Annotated in this window: 14 protein-coding genes; 2 read left to right on the top strand and 12 right to left on the bottom strand. The window is 34.2% G+C overall.

Translation table 11 applies throughout. The features are described from left to right. Window positions 1-5 precede the first annotated feature (5 nt). Window positions 6-3,068, bottom strand: a complete 3,063-nt coding sequence (locus IW18_RS09435; RefSeq protein ID WP_041517351.1) for a DNA polymerase III subunit alpha — start codon at window positions 3,066-3,068, stop codon at window positions 6-8. Beyond that, window positions 3,069-4,250, bottom strand: a complete 1,182-nt coding sequence (gene dinB / locus IW18_RS09430; protein ID WP_041517350.1) for a DNA polymerase IV — start codon at window positions 4,248-4,250, stop codon at window positions 3,069-3,071. An 85-nt stretch (window positions 4,251-4,335) separates the two neighbouring features. Between dinB and IW18_RS09425 the strand changes: the two genes are divergently transcribed. Next, on the top strand, window positions 4,336-5,109 hold the full coding sequence (locus tag IW18_RS09425) for an XRE family transcriptional regulator (RefSeq protein ID WP_041517349.1): 774 nt from the start codon (window positions 4,336-4,338) through the stop codon (window positions 5,107-5,109). Window positions 5,110-5,305: 196 nt separating this feature from the next. Here IW18_RS09425 and IW18_RS09420 read toward each other — a convergent pair whose 3' ends face one another. The 6 genes from IW18_RS09420 to kdpB form a co-directional block, all read right to left on the bottom strand. Then, window positions 5,306-6,067, bottom strand: a complete 762-nt coding sequence (locus IW18_RS09420; RefSeq protein WP_041517348.1) for a phosphatase PAP2 family protein — start codon at window positions 6,065-6,067, stop codon at window positions 5,306-5,308. Window positions 6,068-6,320: 253 nt separating this feature from the next. Beyond that, on the bottom strand, window positions 6,321-8,042 hold the full coding sequence (locus tag IW18_RS09415) for a HAMP domain-containing sensor histidine kinase (RefSeq protein ID WP_041517347.1): 1,722 nt from the start codon (window positions 8,040-8,042) through the stop codon (window positions 6,321-6,323). Window positions 8,043-8,230: 188 nt separating this feature from the next. Further along, entirely contained in the window at window positions 8,231-9,358 is a 1,128-nt protein-coding gene (locus IW18_RS09410; protein ID WP_041517346.1) for a histidine kinase, read from the bottom strand. A gap of 198 nt (window positions 9,359-9,556) precedes the next feature. Next, window positions 9,557-10,633, bottom strand: coding sequence for a porin (locus tag IW18_RS09405; RefSeq protein ID WP_041517345.1), 1,077 nt, complete (start codon window positions 10,631-10,633; stop codon window positions 9,557-9,559). A gap of 393 nt (window positions 10,634-11,026) precedes the next feature. Next, a complete protein-coding gene (locus tag IW18_RS09400) occupies window positions 11,027-11,581 on the bottom strand; it encodes a K(+)-transporting ATPase subunit C (RefSeq protein WP_041517344.1) in 555 nt (184 codons plus the stop codon). 98 nt (window positions 11,582-11,679) lie between these two features. After that, a complete protein-coding gene (gene kdpB, locus IW18_RS09395) occupies window positions 11,680-13,713 on the bottom strand; it encodes a potassium-transporting ATPase subunit KdpB (protein WP_041517343.1) in 2,034 nt (677 codons plus the stop codon). Between the two features lie 72 nt (window positions 13,714-13,785). On the opposite strand from kdpB, the gene IW18_RS09390 reads away from it, so the two are divergent. Then, window positions 13,786-14,154 carry a four helix bundle protein gene (locus tag IW18_RS09390; protein ID WP_041517342.1) on the top strand — a complete coding sequence of 123 codons (369 nt, stop codon included), beginning with the start codon at window positions 13,786-13,788 and terminating at the stop codon, window positions 14,152-14,154. Window positions 14,155-14,232: 78 nt separating this feature from the next. Here IW18_RS09390 and kdpA read toward each other — a convergent pair whose 3' ends face one another. The 4 genes from kdpA to IW18_RS09375 all read right to left on the bottom strand — a co-directional run bounded on the left by kdpA (window position 14,233) and on the right by IW18_RS09375 (window position 18,170). Beyond that, window positions 14,233-15,954, bottom strand: coding sequence for a potassium-transporting ATPase subunit KdpA (kdpA, locus tag IW18_RS09385; RefSeq protein WP_041517341.1), 1,722 nt, complete (start codon window positions 15,952-15,954; stop codon window positions 14,233-14,235). 100 nt (window positions 15,955-16,054) lie between these two features. Continuing rightward, window positions 16,055-16,132 carry a K(+)-transporting ATPase subunit F gene (gene kdpF / locus IW18_RS22925; protein WP_084607941.1) on the bottom strand — a complete coding sequence of 26 codons (78 nt, stop codon included), beginning with the start codon at window positions 16,130-16,132 and terminating at the stop codon, window positions 16,055-16,057. A 176-nt stretch (window positions 16,133-16,308) separates the two neighbouring features. Next, a complete protein-coding gene (locus tag IW18_RS22920) occupies window positions 16,309-16,590 on the bottom strand; it encodes a DUF7674 family protein (RefSeq protein ID WP_084607940.1) in 282 nt (93 codons plus the stop codon). Window positions 16,591-16,826: 236 nt separating this feature from the next. After that, complete coding sequence (locus IW18_RS09375; RefSeq protein WP_041517339.1) at window positions 16,827-18,170, bottom strand: sigma-54-dependent transcriptional regulator; 1,344 nt, start codon at window positions 18,168-18,170, stop codon at window positions 16,827-16,829. Window positions 18,171-18,383: the final 213 nt, after the last annotated feature.

Below are 18,383 nucleotides of genomic sequence, written 5' to 3'. Positions count from 1 at the left end.
TCGAGTTATGTGTTTTGAAATTTCATTCGATGTCTGGGCAAATTAATTTCATGTCCTTGCGGATAAGGCTCGCGATGCGTAGGACTCACATCTTCTTTTATTAATCTTTGTGTTTTAAACTGATCTTTAGCATCCATATAACGAGGATCCGGAATAAAAGGCATCTTAGCCATTTTAATAATCGTGATTGTTGGAAAATGATAATCGACTTCGACATTTCCTAAAAGCAAATAACAACCTCCGCCCTGAAAAGGATATTGTGCCAAACTATCCGGAAAATGAGCCGTATCAAAATAAGAACCTTCATGATCAATCCAGGTTCCAAAATACATATTCCCTTTTTTGGTAGGAACTTGTTTTCTGGCAATTAAATAAGCCAACATGCGTACCTGTTTTTTATGATATAAGACAAGATCTTTCGCCATAATATTTCCTCGATATTTGGTTTGTAATAAATCAAAAACGGTGCATGATACAGGAAAACTTAAAAGTTCGATCTCATCAAAAGCATCTTCGTATAAAGAGCGTTCTAAAGTTGGAAGTTTGTATTCTTTTACAGGTTCCTGCATCAGCATTAAACTTCTGTTTTCGGGTTTGAAATTATTTAAAAGCAAACTGGCAACTACTAAAAGCTGATTTTTGGTTTTTCCTGTAAAGCGAAAAGCATCTATAAAAATCAGGATTTTCATGCTTTCAATTCCAATAGGTATGCGATTAATAAAATCCTCCAAAGAAAGAAAATCACCATTTTTCTCCCGATCAGATTCTATTAAATGTGCCGTTTTAGATTCAAGACTTTGCAAATGCATAAAACCAAGATAAACATCAGTTCCGTAAACCGTAGTCTGATATTCACTTTTATTCACGCACGGATTCATGATCGTTCCTCCAGACATACGCGCTTCGTGCACATAGACTTCGGTTCTGTAAAATCCGCCCTGATTATTAATTACCGCTGTCATAAATTCTACAGGATAATTAATCTTAAGATATAAACTTTGGTAACTCTCGACAGCATAAGAAGCCGAGTGCGCTTTACAAAATGAAAATCCGGCAAAAGATTCAATCTGGCGATAAATTTCCTGACTAAGATCTTCGGGATGTCCTTTCTGAGCACAACAGGTAAAGAAATTATCTTTTACTTTTTGCAAAGCCTCCATAGAACGTCCTTTTCCGGACATGGCACGACGCAGGATATCGCCATCTGCTGCAGGAAGACCTCCGTAATGCAGTGCAATTTTTATAACATCTTCCTGATATACCATAATACCATAGGTTTCGCCAAGTTGTTCTTTAAAAACATCATGAAAATATTGAAATTGATCTGGATTATTGTGACGAAAAATATACTCTTTCATCATTCCGGATTGTGCCACACCGGGACGAATAATTGAGGAAGCTGCTACAAGAATTTTATAATTATCACAATTGAGGCGACGTAATAATCCGCGCATTGCAGGACTTTCAATATAAAAGCAGCCAATAGTTAGGCCTTGAGCCAAATGAATATTACATATAGCTTCGTCTTTAGAAATTGAAGTATTACGAATATCAACCTTTATACCACGGTTTTTCTCAATTAGTTTTACGCTGTCATCAATATGGCCTATACCACGCTGACTTAGAATATCGAATTTTTCGAAACCAATTTCTTCAGCAATATGCATGTCAAAAAGCACAATTGGAAAACCTTTTGGAGGCATTTCTAGAGGCGTATAATTGGTAATTGGTTCTTCAGAAATGATAATACCACAAGCATGCATACTACGCTGATTTGGATATTTATTCATCATAATACTGTATTCCTGAACCAATTTTACGATAGAATTGGTTTCATGTAATGCCATCGGATTTTTGGCCAGCATGTCTAATTCTTCTTTTGGAAGACCAAATACTTTTCCGACTTCTCTAAAAATAGAGCGATGTTTGAATTCTACATTAGTTCCGCAAAAAGCAACATGATCGCGACCGTATTTATCGAATATATATTCTAAAATTGTGTTGCGTTCTTTCCAACTCCAATCGATATCAAAATCAGGAGGGCTTTTTCGATTTAAATTCAAAAAACGTTCAAAATATAAGTCTAATTCTATTGGGCAGATATCAGTAATTCCCAGACAATAGGCAATAATACTATTGGCGCCGCTACCACGACCAATATGCATAAAACCCAGACTATTGCTATAACGAACAATATCCCAAGTGATTAAAAAATAACCGCTGAACTCTAATTCATCAACTACTTTTAATTCTTTTTCTATACGTGCTTCTGCGAGCGTATTTTCTTTTCCATAACGCCATAATAAACCTTCATAAGCCAATTCTCTAAGTTTTGCGATATCACTTTCACGATTTTCAGTAAAGAACTTTTTGTTTTTAGGAGTTGTAAAATCATATTCAAAATTGCAAGAATCGATTATGTGCTGAGTGTTGGCTATAATTTCGGGATAATTCTCATAATAAGGTAAAAGCGATTCTAAAGGCAACATTTTCTCAGAAGTTCTGCAATAATCAGCTTCTGTAAGTTTTGATAAAATGATATTTGTATCAATTGCACGTAGAATTTTATGCAGATTAAATTCTCTTTTGTTACTGAAAGTTACGGATTGAAGAATCACCATTTTCGGAATTCTACGCTTAAATTCAGAAGTAAAAAGTTTAGAAACTTCATCTGGACGAATTCCGATAAATTCATTTTCACGCAATGCCGCCGGTGCATTTTCTAAAGTATAAATCACAAAAACCGACTCGAATTCTGGAGAAATCATAGGCAGAGATTCTCCACTGAAATTATGATTCGTTAAAAACCGATTCATTTCGCCAAGTCCGCTTGCATTTTTGGCTAAACCAACATAATGTAATTGATGATTAGAACGAAATTCTATTCCTACAAGAGGTTTAATTTCAAATTTATAACAGGCTCTTATAAAATCATAAATTCCCGTTACAGTATTAATATCTGTAAGCGCCATAGCTTTTACACCGCAAGAAACGGCTTGGTCAACCAACTCCTTAAGAGGAATGGTGCCGTAGCGTAGTGAATGAAAAGAATGACAGTTGAGATACATTTATTTGATACGTTTTAAAATTTCATCTTTATTATTAGGTTTAAAAGAAGCTCCGGCGCAACGCATTACGGCATCAAAACCATAACGGCTTTTCATTTTATCCATCGCAGCATAAAGCGAAAGCATTTCCTCTGTATCTTCAAAAAGATCAATTTGATACGTACCACGAACCAATCCGCTAAAGCGAATGCCAATCAAGCGCAATCGCATCCGACGTTGATATACTTTATCAAAAAGTTCCATTACATTTTTGGTCAGAATATGATCTGCTGACGTATACGCTATTTTGCATTGCTTGGTTTCGGTATCAAAATTGGCATAACGTATTTTAACCGTAATTGTTGAAGTTAACCATTGTTCTGATCGCAATTGAAAAGCCAATTTTTCAATCATTCCTATAAGTATTCTTTTGAGTTTTTCAATATCAATCGTGTCTTGAGAAAAAGTATGTTCAGTAGAAATTGATTTTCTTTCTGTGTAAGGTTCTACAGGCGTATTATCGATTCCGTTGGCTTTTTTCCAGATATCCAAACCGTTTTTGCCAATCATTTGTTGTAAAACCTCGGCAGGCATTTCAGATAAAGTCTGAATCGTACGAACCCCAATTCTGGATAAAAGCTGAAAAGTTACATTTCCTACCATTGGTATTTTCTGGATCGATAACGGATTTAAAAACGCTTGTACATTACTTTCCGGAATTTCTAAATTTCCTTTTGGTTTTCCTTCGCCAGTTGCGATTTTAGAAACCGTTTTATTGATAGATAACGAAAAACTAATAGGTAATCCGGTTTCTCTAATTACAGATTGAGCTAGTTCATCTGTCCATTTATAACTGCCGTGAAATTTATCCATTCCGGTAATATCAAGATAGAATTCATCGATACTGGCTTTCTCCATTATCGGTGCTTTTTCCTGAATAACCTGTGTAACATCATGCGATAATCGGGAGTATAATTCCATATCACCTTTAATAATTTTCGCCTGCGGACAAAGTTTCATTGCCATCTGAATGGGCATTGCTGAGCGTACTCCAAAACGTCTGGCTTCATACGAACAAGAGGCCACAACGCCACGATCTCCGCCTCCAATAATTAGAGCTATTCCTTCTAATTCTGAGTTTGTTAACCTTTCGCAGGATACAAAAAAAGTATCCAAATCCATGTGTACAATTGCCCGTGCCATCTCCTTGTTTTTGTATGAAACAAAATTAGTACAGATAAGAACATTTTTTTGTATATTTGTTGTTCCAAATTATAACAAATTAATTATGTCCTTATTTTCAGATAACATCAGAGCATTGAGGGTTAAGCATAAAATATCTCAGGAGAAATTAGCTGAAAACCTTAGAATTACCCGAGGAAGATACGTTAAATACGAAGATGGAACCTCCGAGGCACCGTATGACATTTTAAAGCAGATTGCTTTATATTTTCATATGAGTATCGATTTATTATTGTCTGTCGATATACGAAAGATACACATTGAAAACCTTATAAAATTAGAAGGTAACCGACTTATTTTACCAATACAAGTAGATAGTTTTGGAGAAAATTATATCGAAATTGTATCTCAAAAAGCAAAAGCGGGTTATCTAAACGGTTATGCCGATCCGGAATATATTGAAAGTCTACAGCAAGTTTCTCTTCCGTTTTTAGGACCTGGAAAACACCGCGGATTTCCTGTTGAAGGCGATTCGATGCCACCACACGAAGACGGTTCGATTATTATTGGTCGTTATGTCGAAAGGCTGGGAGAGGTTATGGATGGTAGAACCTATATCCTGATTACCAAAAATGAAGGAATGGTGTATAAACGTCTGAATAAGAATAAAAAGAATGCTTTGGTTCTGGAATCAGATAATCGTTTTTATCCAAATTATGAGGTCAAAGCCTCAGATATTCTTGAAATCTGGGAATACGAATGCAGCATTGGCCGAAGCGATAAACGACATGAAGTGACAGAATCTCAAAGTATGAAAGATTTGCTTCTAGAGGTAAAAAGAGAGGTGATGGAGATTAAGAATAATACTTCGAATACATAAAAAAGTTTTTTGCCACAGATTTCACAGATTAAAAGGATTGTTTGTTTGCCACGAATTACACAAATTTGTACGAATTATATTGATTATATTTTGAATGAAATTTGTGCAAATTTGTGTAATTCGTGGCAGAAAAACTTGATAAAGCCATTCAAAAAAAAATCCTTTTAATCTGTGAAATCTGTGGCAGATAAAGAATCTAAAAAACCTTCACAAATCCCAATCCATATTGTTGCCCATTATAAAAAGGCATTACCATAGAAGTTGACTTACTTTCAGACGATGATTTGAATAATTTTCTGGTAATATACGGATTCATCCAATACGCCAGTTTTGTACTCAAAATCCCGATTCCGGCTCCGGCAGCAACATCGGTTAACCAATGACGATTGTTGTAAATTCTAAATAATCCAGTTCCGGTTGCCACGGCATAACCTGCAATTCCGTACCAAATCGATTTGTCTTTATATTCCTGCCATAAAAATTCGGCTCCCATAAAAGCGGTGGCGGTGTGACCAGAAGGAAAAGAGTTGTTATTGCTTCCGTCGGGGCGCTCTTCATGCACAAGTGTCTTTAAACCCAAAACTGTCGTTGCCATAATAGCGTACGAAGTCACAAGTATTACAGAACGATCACGCATATTGTTTTTGCCTTTTACGCCAAAAGCATTCAAAGCATATACAGATGCAGCAGGCGCATATTGCGAGAAATCATCAATGGTAATTTTGTTATCAATATCTTCGGTAACTTCATTTTGGATTTGATGATTGAAACTCAAAAGTTGATCATTTCCAATTCCAATTACTCCATAACCAATTAATACTCCAGGAATAATTAATTGCTTGTAATTGAATTTTAAATTGTGTGAAGTACTGTCAATTTTAACTATTGAATCATTTTGTTGCGCATTTGCAGAAAAGAATCCGAATAGAAATACCAAGGAAATCGTTTTGTAAAACATCTTTCGTTATAATTATAAATTGCAATAATAACGAATGTTTGATTCAGGTATTTTGAGCTTAATAGAACCTTAAGGCAATGTTAATCTGTTATTTTTAAATGAGATATTTGTATTAAGATTGGCTAAATATTATGCTATTTTTGAGATCTTCCTGAGGAGAAGTCGAAGAGCTTTATAACACGAAAGGTCTTCGACTTCTCCTCAGACAGGCAATAGAAATGAAAATCAAAAAAAATCTATTAATAAATGATATTTAAACCTTCAACGAAAACCAAAAAGTACTTCCAAGTCCTAAATTGCTTTCAACACCAATAGTTCCATTTTGCGCTTCAATAAATTCTTTGCTAATGGCTAGACCTAATCCTGTTCCTGTTTTTTGACTTCCTGGAATCTGAAAATATTTATCAAAAACTTTGTCTTTATATCTTGCATCAATTCCTTTTCCGGTATCGATAACCTGAAAAACAATATGATCATTTTCTTCTTTTAATTTAATTGTAATTGTACTTTTTTCAGAAGAATAAGTAATGGCGTTTGATAAATAATTAATTAAAACCCAACCCGTTTTTTCGCTATCAGCTTTTACATCGTGTAAATTTTCGTGGGCATCAATTACTAATTTAATTTGTTTTTGATCGGCTTGAATTTTTACAGCTTCAACAGCATAATTTACAATAGCATACGGATTGCTTTTATCGATATTTAACTGAATGTTTCCTGTTTCTAATTGTGATAAATTAAGTAATTCGCCGGTAATTTTCAATAAACGCTGACTGTCATCTTTTATACTTTCGATCAATTGTTTCTGATCATCATTTAGATCGCCCGTTTTGTTATTTTGAAGTAATTGAAGGCTTAATTTTATAGAAGCAATTGGCGTTTTTAATTCGTGCGAAACGGTGGCTATAAAATTAGTTTTGGCAAAATCTAATTCTTTAAATAAGGTAATATTTCGAAGAATAATCACATCGCCAATATTGATTTCCTTTTCTTCTCCGGTTGGCGTTATCGTGATATTGATGGTTTCTTTATCAAAATAACTTTCCTTACCGTTGGCAAAAATCTTCATTGGCTGTTTTTTCTGAGAATCATTTGCTACTTCTTTCAAAATTAACGAACGAATTAAATCATTAGACAAGGCTAGAGTAGAAGCAGATTTCCCAATAACATCTTCAGATTTCATTCCAATAATTTTCAGAGCTTCATCATTCACAAACAAAATTATACCATCATTATCCAAACCAATAATAGGATCATGCATATTATTGATTAAAGTTTCCAATCGCTTTTTCTCAAAGAAAAGTTTGTACAAATTACTGTTGTGATATTCCTCGAGTTTTTGCGCCATCGTATTAAATGATTTTGCTAAATCTCCATATTCGTTGTGATTGGTAAAGTGTACTCGTTCCGAATAATTTTTATTCGCAATTTCCTTAATACTCAGTGTTAACTCCTTAATTGGATTTGCAATATTATTGGGCAAATTAACGAGTAAATTAAAGGCAATTAAAAAGCATAAACTTCCCACAATGGCAATCCATAAATTAGCATTCTCGGCAGTAAGTTTAGCAATATCACTTTTTTGCTTTATGGCATCAAGATTGAGTTTCATAATCGCAAAAATGTCTTTTCTGATTTGTGTTTTTACCGCTTCATTAGTTCCGTTTTTTTCTAAAACAGCAAAACTTTTTTCAAGATTAGCAGTTGCTTCTTTCTCTCCGGGTTCAGTAACATTTTGGGTTTGTTTCTCGAGATATTCTTTAAAAGTACCAATCTTACTATCTGTACTCACTTTAATTTCATCCAAAGACAAAATCATATTTCTGGAATATTCTAATGTATTATAATTTGCTTTTAAAATATTCTCGGTGTCTGCTTTTATTAAAAAAACAGAATATCCACTTACTAGTGAAAGTATGATAATCATTAAAAATAATAATCCAACTCCCAGATTCAATTTAGTTTTAATTCTCATGATGTTTGTTTTAAAACATTTTATTTTTTTGAACCATGTAAGTAATATAAGAAAATATAAGAGGCCGTATAATTAAACCAAAGGCGAAAAACTTCGCGTTCTCACTGTTTTTTTAGCAAAAAAACTTTCGTATTCTTTGCGGTTAAAATTTTAAATGAACTTATATAACTTATATGGTTTAGAAATTTTTAGGATAAAATAACAAGGTCTACGTTTGATAAAGAGAGGCTATTTAATAAGCGTCTGAAAATTGTTGTAGACAAAATTACTTTAAATAAATTCAAATGTGGTTTCCCGATGCAAACAGTTGTAATATGTTTTTCTTCGACAGTAATTAAAATTGCATCTGCAATATTTTTATTCTCGACTTTAATAACTTCTGCACCTAATTGAACAGCTAGTTTAAAATTATTGATTAGATGTCGTTGTTTGTCCAAAGCGATTTTTGTGCTGCTTTCTTTAGGTGTTTCTACGTACAAAACATACCACGATCCGTTGTAATAACTCGCTAGGCGGGCTGCTTTTCTAATCACAATTTTGGCTGTTTTATCATTACTGCTAATACAAGCCAAAAGTTTTTCATGTCGTAAAGCGTGAATTTGAGGTACTTCATTTTCGACTTTTCGAACGACCTGACTTGCTACTTCTTTTAAAGCTAATTCGCGCAATTGTAAAATTTGATCAGATTTAAAAAAATTAGTCAAAGCGGTCTGAATTTTATCTGCCGTGTAAATTTTTCCTTCTTTTAAACGTGCAATCAAATCTTCGGCCGTCAAATCGATATTTACGACTTCATCAGCCAGTCGCAAAACATTATCGGGAATTCGTTCGTGGACATCAATATTTGTGATGCGTTTTACATCTTCGTTTAAACTTTCGATATGCTGAATGTTTACTGCCGAAATTACATTAATTCCTGCTTCCAGAATTTCCAGAACATCTTGCCAGCGTTTTTCGTTTTTGCTTCCTTCAATATTGGTATGCGCCAGTTCGTCAATAATTACCACTTCAGGTCTTAGGTTAATAATGGCCTGAACATCGAGTTCTTCGAGTTCTTTCCCTTTATAGAAAATGGTTCGCCGCGGAATTACGGGCAAACCAGATAAAAGCTCATGCGTTTCTTTTCGCATATGCGTTTCGATGTAACCAATTTTTACATCAATTCCATTTTTTAATAATGAATGTGCTTCTTCAAGCATCCGATATGTTTTACCAACGCCCGCACTCATTCCAATGTAGACTTTAAATTTTCCCTTTCGTGATTTCTGAATTAAATCAAGAAAGTGCTGTGCATTATTTTCTTTTTCTTCTTTCATGTTTTTTTGCTACAAAGTCGCTAAGTCACAAAGTATTTGTTTTTTTTGCCACAGATTACAAAGATTAGAAGGATGATTGAATTGCTTTGTCTAGATTTTTTCGTCACGAATTCACGAATTATTTTAAATCAAAATTCGTTAATTCGTGGCGAAAAAAAAACCTTTATATTCTTTTAATCTGTGGCAAGAAATATTTTTCTAAAAACTAATTGCCAGCGAAGTCGTTACAAACGCATTTGTATTCGTAGGCAAATCATCTTTTGTAAATATTTCATCTTTACTAGAAAGATTTCTTGCTTCTAATCTAAACATAACATTGTCAGTGATTAAGTAATCAAAGTTAGCTGAAAATCCGTAAGTTTTAAAACCATTTGGTGTTTCTGTAACAATAATTACACCTTTTTCGTCACTATAATATTCGCCACGTGCCGCCAACTGAATTTTATCTGTTGGTTTGTATTGCAGGATTAAAACTGGTGAAAACCAAGTGTCGTATTTATTACTGTTTTTAGCAGCTTGTTGCGATCCTACATCAAAACCAGCTGTAACATTTGTTTTATCTGTTACCTTAAATTGTCCATAAAAGTTATTAAAATAGCGCCATTTTTTGTCTATATCCGGTTGTTCATTTCCAACATAAGTGCTCCAGTTCAAAACCACTTTGTCTGATGGTTTGTAAGTTACTTGAGTTCCAAAAGCTGGCGTATGATTTCCTTCAACCTTCTCGATACGCTGCCAGCCATTCAAATACATTCCAGCCAAATACCATTTTCCAGATTCAGACGTGTAACCAATTTTAACACCCGTTTCATAATAAGGAGAATTCTCTGCTAAAATGCTTCGGGTTAAAGTCTGGCAATCTTTTCCAATTGCACTTTCAAAACCTATGTGAGCCGGCATAATCCCCGCATCAATCCATAAATTATGGCTTTGTGAAATCTTCACACCCACATTTGCCTCATAGATATTTTTCAATAAACCTTGTTCCGCCGCCATGTTATATTCAGCGTAAGTTCCAGCCATCAAAGCAAAATTCCCGCGAATATTATCTTTCGAATAATTCACTTTTGCCAAACCTAAATTAATATTCACTTCATTACTTTTATTAAAATTGTAAAAAAAGCTCGGGCGTGTGTGATCTTCCGGTTTTCCAAAATCATAACTATAATAAGTCTCTACATATCCTGAAAACGTAAACGGACTTTTTGTTTCTTCCTGTGCATGTAAATTGGTAAAACCAAAGGCAATTAAAGCGGTAAGTATTATTTTTTTCATTTTGTTAGTGTGGTATTCAAACCCGAAAGGGTCAATTAATTATTAGTAGATTTTTTAGGAGCTAATCCCGCTATGCGTTTCAATCTTTTGTGCCGAACCCCGGCACAAAAGGATTTCCACTACTATCGGGGCTAGGACATTTGGAGTAAAAAAGGGCAATGATTATCCTAACAGGTTTTTTAAAGCCTGTTAGGTATTTATTATAAAATTTGGTTTGTCAACGTCTCGATTTATCATTTCGAGGAACGAGAAATCTCCGTTGCTAGATCGACACAGATTGATATTCTTTGTGGAGTTTCTTGCTAAGATTTCTCGTTCCTCGAAATGACAAAGCAGACGAAAATCTTTGTCAAACCCGACAGGTTTTTAAAACCTGTCGGGTTTAAAAACGTATTATTTCAATTGATCAAGCGCAACATTCAATTCCAACACATTTACGGTTGGAGTTCCCATAACTTTTGGAGTATTAATGTTTGCTTCAACCAGAGCTTTTACTTTAGCTTCATCCAATTTTCTTTCTTTGGCAACACGTTTCACCTGAATCAAAGCACCTTGAGGAGAGATATTAGGATCTAAACCACTTCCGGAAGCAGTCACCATATCTGATGGAATTTCAGATTTTTTCAAATAAGGGTGAACAAGTAAAAGCGTATCAATTCTTTTTTGAACTAAAGCTAAATATTCAGCATTACTAGGTCCTTTGTTACTTCCGGCACTTCCTGCTGCATTATAATCAACGGCTGAAGGTCTTCCCCAGAAATAATTTGACTTATCGAATTTCTGTCCAATTTTTTGATATCCGATTACTTTTCCATTAACCGAAAGAGTTTCTCCTTTTCCATGATTTGGAGCAAATTGTGCAATTCCGTAAATCGCAAGGGGATAAATAACTGCAAATAAAATTATTGTAAGCAGTGTAAGTTTTAATAGTGAAAATATATTTTTCATGTTTTCTTGTGTAAGATGTTAGATGTAAAAAGTGATTTGTAAATGGTTATCTGTGTTTTTTTGATTTGATCATTTCATATTTTACAAATCACATTTCACTAAATAAAAAGTGTTACGATTAAATCAATTAATTTAATTCCGATAAAAGGGACAATCAATCCGCCTAAACCATAAATCAATAGGTTTCTTTTTAGGATAGCACTTGCACCAATTGGTTTATAATCAACACCTCTCAACGCTAACGGAATCAATATCGGAATGATGATCGCATTAAAAATTACTGCTGATAAAATCGCACTTTCAGGGCTATGCAAACGCATGATATTCAATCCTTCAAGCGCAGGAATCGCAGTAATAAAAAGAGCAGGAACAATAGCAAAATATTTCGCAACGTCATTTGCAATAGAAAAAGTAGTTAAAGTACCTCGAGTCATTAAAAGTTGTTTCCCAATTTCAATAATCTCAATTAATTTAGTTGGATCATTGTCAAGATCGACCATATTTCCCGCTTCTTTCGCAGCTTGAGTTCCGCTATTCATAGCAACACCCACATTGGCTTGTGCAAGGGCAGGAGCATCATTCGTTCCGTCACCCATCATGGCGACAAGTTTCCCTAGGTTTTGTTCGTTTTTGATGTAGTTCATTTTATCCTCAGGTTTCGCTTCCGCAATAAAATCGTCAACACCGGCAGCTTCTGCGATAAATTTCGCTGTAAGCGGATTATCTCCAGTAACCATCACTGTTTTTACACCCATTTTTCTCAATCGGTCAAAACGTTCTTTCATTCCCGTTTTAATAATATCCTGCAATTCAATAACCCCTTGCACCTGATTATCTTTAATAACGACCAATGGAGTTCCTCCTTTAGACGAAATATCAATTACTTTTTGAGCAGTATCTTCAGGGAAATTATTACCAGCTTGAATTGTAATGTTTTTTGCAGCATCCTGAGCACCTTTTCTAATATTGGTTCCGTCTTTTAAAATAACTCCGGAAGTTCTGGTTTCAGCGGTAAATTTGATTAAAGTAGCACCTTCAATTGATAATTTATTGGCAGTTTCGGCACCTGCCAGTTCCACGATACTTTTCCCTTCCGGAGTGTCATCTGCTAGTGAACTTAACACAGCAGACTTTATAAAATCTTCTTCTGAAACACCTTTTGCAGGATAAAAATTAGTTGCTTTTCTGTTTCCAATCGTGATTGTTCCCGTTTTATCCAAAAGCAAAACATCAATATCTCCGGCAGTTTCAACCGCTTTTCCGGATTTTGTAATTACGTTGGCACGCAACGCTCTGTCCATTCCCGCAATACCAATCGCAGAAAGTAAGCCTCCAATTGTGGTTGGAATCAAACAAACGAAAAGAGCGATGAAAGCAGCAATTGTGATTGGCGCATTTGCATAATCTGCAAATGGTTTTAGGGTAACACAAACAATCACGAAGATTAAGGTAAATGCCGCTAACAGAATAGTTAAGGCAATTTCGTTTGGTGTTTTCTGACGGCTTGCACCTTCAACTAAAGCAATCATTTTGTCTAAAAAGCTTTCGCCAGGTTCAGAGGTTACGATTACTTTAATCTTATCAGATAATACTTTTGTTCCTCCGGTTACAGAAGATTTATCACCACCTGCTTCCCGAATTACAGGAGCACTTTCTCCCGTAATAGCACTTTCGTCAATGGTGGCTAGACCTTCGATAATTTCACCATCAGTTGCAATTAAATCTCCTGATTCGCAAACGAAAATATCTCCTTTTTTTAATTCAGATGAACTGATGTTTTTGATTTCTCCGTTAGGCAAAATTTGTCTTGCAGGAGTTTCTTCCCTTGTTTTTCTTAAACTATCAGCTTGTGCTTTTCCTCTTGCTTCGGCAATAGCCTCTGCGAAATTGGCAAACAAAAGTGTTGCAAGTAAAATTAAGAACACAATTAAGTTATAAGTAAAACTACCTTGGTCAGTTGCTCCCATTAATATAGAAACACAAACAGCAAACATAATGGCAGTTCCTATTTCTACGGTAAACATTACCGGATTTTTGATCATCATTTTTGGATTCAGCTTCACAAAAGATTGCACTAGAGCTTCTTTTACTTGCTTACTTTCAAACAATGAATTGGATTTATTAGTTGTCATTTTTCTTTATGTAAAACGTTAGATATAAAATGTGAAATTTCCTACTTTTGTAAATGATTATTTATTTGAAATATGAAACCACATAAAAAATTGAATTCATGGATTAAAAGTTTTGAATTCGTTAAAGAAATTTATTTAGTTACGAGGCAATTTCCAGCTGAGGAAAAATTTGGAATTACTTCCCAAATCCGTAGAGCTTCAGTTTCTGTTCCAGTTAATATTGCCAAGGGAGCTGCAAGAAAAGGTCTAAAAGAATTCATCCATTTTTTGCATATTTCATTAGGCTCATTATCGGAACTTGATACTTTAATTTTACTGAGTAAAGAATTAAATTTCATTACTGATAAAAACTTTGAACAATTAATTGAAAAATTAGACGTCATAGGGAAGCTTATTTATGGGTTAATTAAAAACCTTGAAAGTAGATTGGCAAATCAATAATGGTGAGATGTTTTTATGAAATGTTGAAGTGAAAAGGTCACAATTAGCTTTTACATCTCACATTTCACTTTTTCACATCTAACGCATTTGGAAATATTCTGCCAATGGTCCAAGCGCCAACGCTGGGAAGAATGATAAAGCAGCAATAATCGCGATCACAGCAAAAACCATTACACCAAAAATAGAAGTGTCAGTTTTTAAAGTTCCTGCACTTTCCGGGATGTATTTTTTATTAGCCAATAATCCTGCGATAGCCAACGGCCCAACTATAGGAATGAAACGACTCAACAATAAGACAATACCAGTAGTGATATTCCAGAACGGATTGTTATCTCCTAAACCTTCAAAACCAGAACCATTGTTGGCAGCACTCGAAGTATATTCATATAACATTTCTGAGAAACCATGATGTCCGGGATTGTTTAACCAGCCAGTTGCGTTTCCATTGAACCAATAGCCCATTGCGGTATCGTGAGCAGCAAAATAAGAAGCTAAAGCAGTTCCTGATAATATTAATAAAGGATGCAGGATTGCGATAAAAGCAGCAATCTTAACCTCTCGCGCTTCGATTTTCTTTCCTAGAAATTCAGGTGTTCGACCAACCATTAAACCGGAAATAAATACTGCAAGAATTATGAAAATGTAAAAGTTTAGAATACCAACGCCACAACCGCCATAAAATGCATTCACCATCATGGCAAGTAATTCCATAGCTCCGGAAACCGGCATTGAACTATCGTGCATACTATTTACGGAACCTGTAGAAATTACGGTTGTTGCAATGCTCCAGAATCCTGAAATTGCGGGTCCAAAACGAACTTCTTTTCCTTCCATTGCTCCGGTTGTTTGAGCAATTCCCATTTTCTCGATAGCAGGATTTCCGTTGATTTCACTTATAACCGTAGGGATAACAAGTAGTAAAAATCCAATGGTCATGACACCAAAAATCACATACGATAACTTCTTTTTCTTTAGATAAAAACCTAAAGCAAAAATCATTGCAAACGGAACAATCATTTGCGCCCAAAGCTCAACGGCATTAGTAAAATAAGTTGGATTTTCTAGCGGATGTGCCGAGTTGGCTCCAAAAAAACCACCACCATTTGTACCTATATGTTTTATAGCAATAAATGCTGCAGCTGGCCCACGAGAAACTTCGACATGATCACCTTGTAATGTTGTAATCGCATCTTTTCCTTCAAAAGTCATGGGTGTGCCACTAAATATCAGTGCAGTAGCTACAATTGCAGAAAGCGGTAATAAAATACGAGTACAGCTTTTGATGAAATAATTGTAAAAATTTCCCAATTTATCAGTTGCTCGCTCCCGCATTGCATTGAAAATCATAGCTGCGGCAGCTAATCCAACACCAGCAGAAACGAATTGCAAGAACATCAAGAACATTTGCGATAGGTAAGAAACACCGCTTTCACCTGAATAATGCTGTAAATTGCAATTTACTACGAACGAAATAGCAGTATTAAACGCTAGATCAGGACTCATTGATGGGTTGTTGTCAGGATTTAAAAACAATGATCCTTGAAACAATAAAATAAAAAAGCAAAGAAAGAACCAAACCATGTTTATGCTTAAAAGTGCTTTTAAGTGTTGCTTCCAGTTCATTTCTTCGGCAGAATTGATTCCGCTTATTTTAAAAATAAATTTTTCAATTGGATTGAAAATCGGGTCAAGCAGTGTTTTATCACCCGAATAAACTTTAGCAATATATTTTCCTAACGGAATAGCTAAAACTATTGTAATGATAAAAATACTGATGACGCCTAGTAATTCTGTGTTCATAATATGTGATTTGTTAATTGTAAAATGTGAGAGGTAAAAGACAGCGATTATTTTAATATGATTTTTGCATTTCACACCTCACTTACAACATTTTACTTCGTTAAAATTTTTCGGGTTTGATTAATACATAAACCAAATAGGCGAAAACGGCGATAGAAACAATAAATAGTGCAGTCATGATTTAGATTTTTTCAAAAAATTCTACTGATTTAAAACAAATAGCAAACAGTAAAACTGCCAATGCGAGTAAAAGAAAAGTGATTAACATAGATTTTATTTTAGATTTTAGAATGCTGATTTTTAGATTTAGAATCTTTACGATTAACCAACTAAACAGCTAACCGATTAAACATTTTATACTCCAGAAGTATTAACTTGTTTGATATATTCTGCTTTAAGCGTTTGAGGAAAAAGGTGTGATATGTTGCAGTGGCGCATTTCCATAAAAGATGAAACCGAAAAAATGTATACATTAGAAATGGCATTTTTAGTTTCGATACTTCCAGTGATAAATAAGCGTTCAGCAAGTGCTAGACATTTTTTTGCCCGCACGATGTTACCAGAAATTATTGATTTTTTGGTTATCTCGGCAAAGCGTTCGGCTTGTTTGTAGATTGTGGTGACTTGATTTTTCATAACAATGAATTTTATGTTCTCCTCTCTTATGCCAAAAGTTAGACCTAAATTACGAAATAATAGGTAAAGTGTTGTTGGTGATGGTTTTATGGTTTTGTGCCAAAATAGGGACATAAAAAAAGCCTATCAAAATGATAAGCTTTTATTGAAATGATAAGATGATTTTAATTATTAATTCTGAATTATTAATTGTTAATGGTGATATGTTTTAATTTGAAATTTGATTTTTGCAATTGTTATTGAATACTGTATTCTTCTAACTTGCGATATAAAGTAGCAATTCCTATTTCGAGTAAACGAGCTGTTTCGGCTTTATTGCCTTTGGTGTAATTTAAAACCTTTTGAATATGTAGTTTCTCAATACTTTGCATAGAAAAAGCTGACATTGATTTTGTAGCTTTTTCAGGCTGATGTTGCATTTCATAAGGTAAAACATCAGAAATCAAAGTGTCTCCACTACTTAGAATCACAGATCGTTCAATAATATTTTTAAGTTCTCGAATATTTCCAGGCCAAGAATAATTCTCTAATTTCAGAAGAAAATCATCAGTAACATTCAGCGTTTTCTTATTTGTTTTTTCTGAAAATTGTTTAATAAAATAATTTGTAATTGGCGCAATATCTTTGATTCTCTCTCGTAATGGTGGAAGTGTGATTTCAAAAATGTTCAGACGAAAATACAAATCAGAGCGAAAACGGTGTTCTTCGCTTTCTGTTTTTAGATCTCTATTGGTTGCCGCAATTAATCTGAAATTTGATTTCTTTGGAGTTGTATCACCAATTGGGATATATTCACTTGTTTCTAAAACGCGTAGTAGTTTAGCTTGAAGTTCAATTGGCATTTCTCCAATTTCGTCTAAGAATAAAGTTCCTCCATTTGCTTCCTCAATAAAGCCCTTTTTGTCTTTTAAAGCTCCGGTAAAAGCACCTTGTTTATGTCCGAACAATTCACTTTCTAAAATTTCCTTACTAAAAGTACTGCAGTTTAGCGCCACAAAAGATTTACCTACACGATTACTATTTTCATGAATCGCTTGTGCAAAAACTTCTTTTCCGGTTCCCGTTTCACCTGTAAGCAAAACAGTCGAATCAGTTTTTGCAACTTTCTTGGCAAGATCAATGACTTGTTCGATTCCTCTTGATTTTCCAATAATTGTATTAAAAGAATATTTGTCGCCAATACGCTTTTCCAGTTGTTGTACTTTCTTTTGCAAATGCACTTTTTCTACAGCTTTGTATAAAAGCGGAATAATTTTGTCATTATCATCACCTTTTACAATATAATCAAAAGCACCATTTTTCATCGCCTGAACCCCATCCGGAATATTGCCAAAAGCAGTCAATAAAATAACTTCAATCAAAGGAAAACTTCCTTTTATATTTTGCAGAAAATCAACACCATTACCGTCAGGCAGTTTTACATCACATAAAACAACATCGATATCAGTTTGCTCGAGTTTTTTAAAACCAGACTTTAAATCTTTAGCTTCAATAACTTCAAAACCTTCCGATTTTATAATACGTGCCAGTAGACTTCTAAGTTTCTCTTCGTCGTCTATAATTAAAATTTTATGTGTCATTTGAGGAAAGTCTAGGGTCGGAATTTATTTTTGAGATACAAATTTAGGTTTAAAATTAGTTCTCTTTTTTGATTCATCTGAAATTCTTGCAAAAAAAAATAATTTTAAGATTATAAAGTTGTTTCTTTTATTATAAAATTGATTTTTAGGCTACATAACGGCGGTATTTCAATTAAATATAACATCATTAAAGTATTTAACAGTGATAAATTT

The sequence above is a fragment of the Flavobacterium hibernum genome (assembly GCF_000832125.1).
In the GTDB taxonomy this organism is placed as follows: domain Bacteria; phylum Bacteroidota; class Bacteroidia; order Flavobacteriales; family Flavobacteriaceae; genus Flavobacterium; species Flavobacterium hibernum.
Note: the sequence above shows the minus strand (reverse complement) of the source record. Positions and strands in the feature narration are given on the sequence as shown.

Coding starts and splice junctions, on each gene's coding strand:
- IW18_RS09435 (WP_041517351.1), bottom strand. CDS start 3,068: ATGTATCTCAACTGTCATTCTTTTCATTCACTACGCTACGGCACCATT.
- dinB (WP_041517350.1), bottom strand. CDS start 4,250: ATGGCACGGGCAATTGTACACATGGATTTGGATACTTTTTTTGTATCC.
- IW18_RS09425 (WP_041517349.1), top strand. CDS start 4,336: ATGTCCTTATTTTCAGATAACATCAGAGCATTGAGGGTTAAGCATAAA.
- IW18_RS09420 (WP_041517348.1), bottom strand. CDS start 6,067: ATGTTTTACAAAACGATTTCCTTGGTATTTCTATTCGGATTCTTTTCT.
- IW18_RS09415 (WP_041517347.1), bottom strand. CDS start 8,042: ATGAGAATTAAAACTAAATTGAATCTGGGAGTTGGATTATTATTTTTA.
- IW18_RS09410 (WP_041517346.1), bottom strand. CDS start 9,358: ATGAAAGAAGAAAAAGAAAATAATGCACAGCACTTTCTTGATTTAATT.
- IW18_RS09405 (WP_041517345.1), bottom strand. CDS start 10,633: ATGAAAAAAATAATACTTACCGCTTTAATTGCCTTTGGTTTTACCAAT.
- IW18_RS09400 (WP_041517344.1), bottom strand. CDS start 11,581: ATGAAAAATATATTTTCACTATTAAAACTTACACTGCTTACAATAATT.
- kdpB (WP_041517343.1), bottom strand. CDS start 13,713: ATGACAACTAATAAATCCAATTCATTGTTTGAAAGTAAGCAAGTAAAA.
- IW18_RS09390 (WP_041517342.1), top strand. CDS start 13,786: ATGAAACCACATAAAAAATTGAATTCATGGATTAAAAGTTTTGAATTC.
- kdpA (WP_041517341.1), bottom strand. CDS start 15,954: ATGAACACAGAATTACTAGGCGTCATCAGTATTTTTATCATTACAATA.
- kdpF (WP_084607941.1), bottom strand. CDS start 16,132: ATGACTGCACTATTTATTGTTTCTATCGCCGTTTTCGCCTATTTGGTT.
- IW18_RS22920 (WP_084607940.1), bottom strand. CDS start 16,590: ATGAAAAATCAAGTCACCACAATCTACAAACAAGCCGAACGCTTTGCC.
- IW18_RS09375 (WP_041517339.1), bottom strand. CDS start 18,170: ATGACACATAAAATTTTAATTATAGACGACGAAGAGAAACTTAGAAGT.